The organism is Streptomyces sp. NPDC058195, from assembly GCF_042883525.1.
Lineage (GTDB): Bacteria > Actinomycetota > Actinomycetes > Streptomycetales > Streptomycetaceae > Streptomyces.
Genome location: NZ_JBHVVM010000065.1, coordinates 1 through 5,311, shown reverse-complemented (window position 1 = coordinate 5,311; position 5,311 = coordinate 1). Strand labels below are relative to the sequence as shown.

Genomic DNA, 5,311 nt, shown 5'->3' with positions numbered 1-5,311 from the left:
TGGTCCGTTGGTGTTCTGCAGGATGAGTTGCTGGCTCTGTATCCCGCGTTGTGTGCGGGGGAGGCTGTTCCGCTGGCGGAGTTGCCGGTGCAGTATGCGGATTTCGCGCTGTGGCAGGCGGGGGAGCTGGCGGGGGGGCGTCAGAAGGAGCTGGAGTCGTTCTGGCGTGAGCGGCTTGCGGGAGCGCCTGCGTATATGCGGCTGCCATATGACCGGGAGCCTGCGGCGGGTGCGGGGTGGGAAGGGGATACCCACAGTTTCGCTCTGGATGCGGAACTGAATGACGGGTTGCGTGCTGTGGCGCGTGACGAGGGGTGTACTCCCTTCATGGTGCTGCTTGCCGCGTACAAGGTGTTGTTGCACCGCTTGACGGGTGAGACGGACATTGTGGTGGCGACTCCGGTGGCGGGGCGGAATCATCCGTCGTTCGACCAGCTCATCGGTTTCTTCGTCAACAACCTGGTGCTGCGGACGGATCTGGGTGGTGAGCCCGGATTCCGTGAGGTGCTCCGGCGGGTGCGGGAGACGGTTCTCGACGCACAGGATCACCAGGACCTCCCCTTCGACATGCTCGTGGCCGCCACCCGGCCACCACGCAAACTTGGTCGGACCCCGTACACGGAAGTCTGGTTCGCTTTCAACCGGAGCCAGCGTTTCGAAAGGGCCCTGGAGGACATCTCGTTCTCGACCGAGGAGTACACGCAAGACCGCGACAGCGTTCGGCACGACTTCACCCTCGATGTGTGCGCAGACGAAGACACCATGCAAGCCACGCTCTTGTGCCGTGACGGAATGTACTCCAGGACAGAGATCGCGGAGTTTATGGCTCTGTGGAAAGAAATTCTTGTCGCCGGCCTCCGTTCGCCGGACCGCCCGATACGTGAGCTTATTGCCGACTAGGGAGTAAGGACTTGGCCCTCATCGCCGGCTTTTCCGAAGGTTTCCATGATGCGGCACTGTGCCTGCTCGACGACACAGTGATCGTTCATGCCTCCCACAGCGAGCGCTACTCCAAGGAAAAAGGAGACCGCTGGCTGCACCCGAAGCAACTCGAACTGATGAAGCAGGCCGAGACAACCGCCTACTACGAGCGGTCATGGCTCAAGGCCACCAGACGACTGTATTCAGGACAGAAGCTCGCACGGCGACGCACGCCCGCTGACGTCAGCTTCTCCCATCATGAGACCCACGCTGCCGCAGGGTATTACACAGCGCCTTTCGACGACTGCAACATCCTGGTGGTCGATGCGATCGGTGAGTGGGACACGATCTCCATATGGGACAACATGCGGAAGGTGCGCAGTTGGAAATATCCTTACTCGCTCGGCCTTCTGTACTCGGCGATCACCAAGCGGGTCGGCCTTCAGCCGAACTCGGACGAGTACATCACCATGGGTATGGCAGCTTACGGTGAGCCGCGCTACGACCTGAGTCACCTCCTCGAAGAGAATCTGCATCTCGGGTGCGATGATCTGTACCCTGACGCTCGAAACGAGGACCTGGCAGCTTCCGTGCAGAAACTCTTCGAGGAGAAGCTGCTGGAGCTGGTCGCTCTCTGTCCGAAAGAGAACCTGGTGCTCATGGGTGGCTGCGCCCTGAATTGCGTTGCCAATTCGCGGATCCAGGGAAAGAACCTGTGGATCATGCCTAATCCAGGTGACGCGGGCAGTGCCCTGGGCGCTGCGGCACTGGTTCGGCGCGCCAAGCTGCAGTGGGTCGATCCCTATCTCGGGACGCAGCTGCCGAGGGCGAATCCCTCGGACATAGTCAAGGAACTGCTTACCAACAAGGTGTGTGGCGTCGCTTCGGAGAAGGCGGAATTCGGGCCGAGGGCGCTCGGTAACCGGAGCTTGCTCGCCGACTGCCGCTACGACGTCAAAGACACTGTGAACAACATCAAGCGCCGTCAGCTCTTCAGGCCGTTCGCCCCGGCCATTCTCGAAGAGTTTGCCAGCGAATACTTCACAGGCCCCATGAACGAGTACATGCAGTTCACGAGCCGCGCGTTGCACGATTATTCGAGTGTCACGCACGTCGACGGAACTGCTCGTGTTCAGGTCGTAAAGAAGGACTGCTCGTCGGTCCTGCGCCACGTGCTTGAGGAATGGTACGAGGCGACCGGTGTCCCGATGCTTCTCAACACCTCGCTCAACATCAAGGGTGAGCCGATCGTCGACTCTGCCCACGATGCCCAGAGGTTCACAGAGAAATATGGAGTCAATGTCTTCTAAATCCAGCCTTGCAGGAAAGCTGACCTGGCCGATCCGTTCGCTGCGCAGGTACCTCTCTTTCCGTCGGCGAGCGAAGCGCCTCTCCAAAAAGGATGCGTATATCTACGACTGACGCGATCGTTCCTCATGTTTGACGACAGGGAACCATTGCGCCGTGGATGAATAAAATTTCTTAACTGTTTGGGGGAAGACAGATGCAAGATGCAGGGAAGAAGTACGAGGGTAGCCAGGTAAGTTCCTATACCGAATGGGATCCACTGGAGGAGGTAATTGTCGGAATCCTGGACGATGCCCGCTTTCCGGAATGGCATCCGTCCTTGGAGTCGGTGATACCTACCCAGCAGCACGAGACATTCCGTCAGCGCGGGGGTGAAGAGTTCCCGCCGGAGATCGTGAAGGCTGCCAACGAGGAGCTCGAAGAGTTCGTGCGGATTCTGGAGTCGGAGGGCGTCACCGTGCGTCGGCCCGACCCCATCCCGCAAGGGCAGACCTACTCGACCGGTGCGTGGTCGACCACCGGGATGTACGCCGCAATGCCGCGTGACGCCATCCTGGTCGTGGGCGAAAAGATCATCGAATGTCCCATGGCCTGGCGTTCGCGCTACTACGAGAACCTGGCCTACCGTCCGCTGCTCAAGGAGTACTTCCGTAACGGGGCGCAGTGGATCGCCGGCCCCAAGCCGGAACTCACGGACGAGCTGTTCGACCTCGACTGGAAAGAGCCTGCGGCGGGGGAGCCGACACGCTTTGCGATCACCGAGTTCGAGCCCACCTTCGATGCCGCCGACTTCCTCCGTCTCGGACGCGACATCATCGGACAGAAGAGCAATGTCACCAATGAGTTCGGCATTGAGTGGCTGAGCCGCACCCTGGGTGATGAGTTCCGGGTCAGCGTCCTTGAGTTCGACGACCCCCACCCCATGCACATCGATGCCACGTTGGCCCCGTTGGCACCGGGCAAGTTGCTCATCAATCCTGAGCGGGTGTCCGAGGTCCCCAAGATGTTCAGGAACTGGGAGGTGCGGACCGCGCCCGCGCCGGTCATCCCCGACGCTCAGCCGCTCTACATGACGAGCAAGTGGATCAACATGAACATCCTGATGCTCGACGAGCAGCGCGTCATCGTCGAGGCTCAGGACGAGCCGATGATTCAGTTCTTCAAGGACTGGGGATTCACCCCGATTCCCTGCAACTTCCGGAACTTCAACAGCTTCGGCGGCTCCTTCCACTGTGCCACCCTGGATGTACGTCGATCCGGCTCGCTCGATACATATGTCGACTGAGCATCCCGTACTCAAGAAGCTGACCCCTGATCGCCCGGTCTCCTTGTGCACAGTTGTCTGCTTTCCCTATGCGGGTGGAGGGTCTCGGGTCTTCCGCGGCTGGCAGCGGAGAATGTCACCGCTGGTGGACGCCTTCGCGGTCCAGCTGCCGGGTCGCGAGGAGCGGCTCTCGGAAGCACCCGAGTCCGACGCCGAGCGAGTGGTGGCCGAACTGTGCAAGGCGATTGAACCCGTCGCCACATCGAAGATCGTACTTTTCGGTCACAGTCTCGGGGCCGTGCTCGCGGCCCGGGTGGCGCAGGAACTGCTGGGCGACCGGAGTGAGTCCGACGCCGTGCTCGTCGTGTCCGGGCGGCGCTCGCCATGGAGCGGTCCGGTGTCGTCGGAGGCGCGGGGGCTCTCCGACAGTGAACTCCTCGAGCGGCTCAGGTCGGAGGGAGGCCCCAGGGCCGAACTGGCGGCCAACGAGGAGTTCGCCCAGCTGATGCTCCCCGCGCTGAAGGCCGATCTGCACCTCTCTGAGGCGGCCCGCGGAATCCGCGAGGGCAGTGTGCGGATTCCGGTCATCGGTCTCTACGGTCGGCACGACGAGGGCACGCCGCCGCGTTATGTCCGGCCATGGTCGCGTTTGACAACGGGTGGCTTTCGCAGCGTCGAGATCGACGGTGGCCACTTCTTTGTCGAGACGAAAGCATCAGACGTAATCGAGATCGTCGATGCAACGGCTCGTCGTGTGATCGGGCTCTGAATCATTATTTGCCCACGAGGGACAAGGTGTGCTGACGTGACGTCGATTCCATGTGATTCGTTCCATGCTTCTTCTGGTGCTGTCCCCGTGTCCGGTGGGCTGGGTGGGGTGACGGTTCCTGGCTTGTTCGGGGCTCAGGTGGCGCGGACGCCTGATGCGGTGGCGCTGGTGGAGGGTGATCAGCGGTGGACGTATCGGGAGCTGGATGCGGCTGTGGGTGTGGTGGCGGCTCGTCTGGGTGCGGTGGGTGTGGGTTCCGGTGGTGTGGTTGGTGTGTGTTCGGGCCGTCAGTCGGAGATGGTGATCGGTCTGCTGGGGGTGTTGCGGGCTGGTGCCGCGTATGTGCCGTTGGATCTGTCGTATCCGGCTGAGCGGTTGGCGTTCATGCTGGATGACAGTGGTGCTGAGGTGATGGTGGCTGGTGCGGATGTGCCGGTGGCTCTTTCGGGGCGTGGGGTTGTCGTCGGTATTCCTCAGGGCGGGGTCGCTGTGGGGGATGGGGATGACGCGGGTGCTGGTGGTGCTGGTGGTGCTGAGGGGGCAGTGGCGGGTCCGGACGATCTGGCGTATGTGATCTATACGTCCGGCTCGACCGGGCGGCCCAAGGGCGTCGAAGTCACCCATGCCAATCTCGCGGCGATGCTCGGCGAGTTGCGGCCGTGCCTTGGTTCCGAGGTGCTGCTGCTGGCCTCCCTGACCTTCGACGCCTCATGGCGTGCGGTGGGCATTTTGCTCACGGGGGGCTGCCTGCACGTACTGGACAATCGCAGGGACCTGCCGGCCGCCTCGCGCTACCTGAACAAGTTCGGGGTCGACACGCTGAGTTGTACGCCCTCGCAGCTCGCGGCTCTGCTCGCGGCCGGGCCGTTGCCCACACCCCTGCGCATCATGGCGGGCGGAGAGCCCTTCCCCGCCGACATGTGGCGGCGTCTGCGCGACATGCCCGATGTGGTGGCCTTCAATCTGTATGGGCCGACGGAGTGCACGGTGGATGCGACGTTGGCGCGGGTGTCGGGTGATCGGCCGGTGATCGGGCGTGCGTTGGAGGG

Annotated in this window: 5 protein-coding genes; all 5 read left to right on the top strand. The window is 62.2% G+C overall.

Features of this window, described 5'->3' with window-relative positions; genetic code table 11:
* On the top strand, positions 1 to 900 hold a 900-nt coding region (locus ACFVWY_RS35440), incomplete at its 5' end, for a condensation domain-containing protein (RefSeq protein WP_389879026.1).
* 11 nt (positions 901 to 911) lie between these two features.
* Positions 912 to 2,231 carry a carbamoyltransferase C-terminal domain-containing protein gene (locus ACFVWY_RS35435; RefSeq protein WP_389879025.1) on the top strand — a complete coding sequence of 440 codons (1,320 nt, stop codon included), beginning with the start codon at positions 912 to 914 and terminating at the stop codon, positions 2,229 to 2,231.
* A gap of 194 nt (positions 2,232 to 2,425) precedes the next feature.
* The gene (locus ACFVWY_RS35430; protein WP_389879023.1) at positions 2,426 to 3,514 is read left to right on the top strand and encodes an amidinotransferase; all 1,089 of its coding nucleotides are present in this window, start codon (positions 2,426 to 2,428) and stop codon (positions 3,512 to 3,514) included.
* Positions 3,474 to 4,262 carry a thioesterase II family protein gene (locus ACFVWY_RS35425; RefSeq protein ID WP_389879022.1) on the top strand — a complete coding sequence of 263 codons (789 nt, stop codon included), beginning with the start codon at positions 3,474 to 3,476 and terminating at the stop codon, positions 4,260 to 4,262. The genes ACFVWY_RS35430 and ACFVWY_RS35425 overlap by 41 nt, the downstream gene beginning before the upstream one ends.
* A gap of 123 nt (positions 4,263 to 4,385) precedes the next feature.
* A partial coding sequence (locus ACFVWY_RS35420) for an AMP-binding protein (RefSeq protein WP_389879021.1) occupies positions 4,386 to 5,311 on the top strand: 926 nt, incomplete at its 3' end.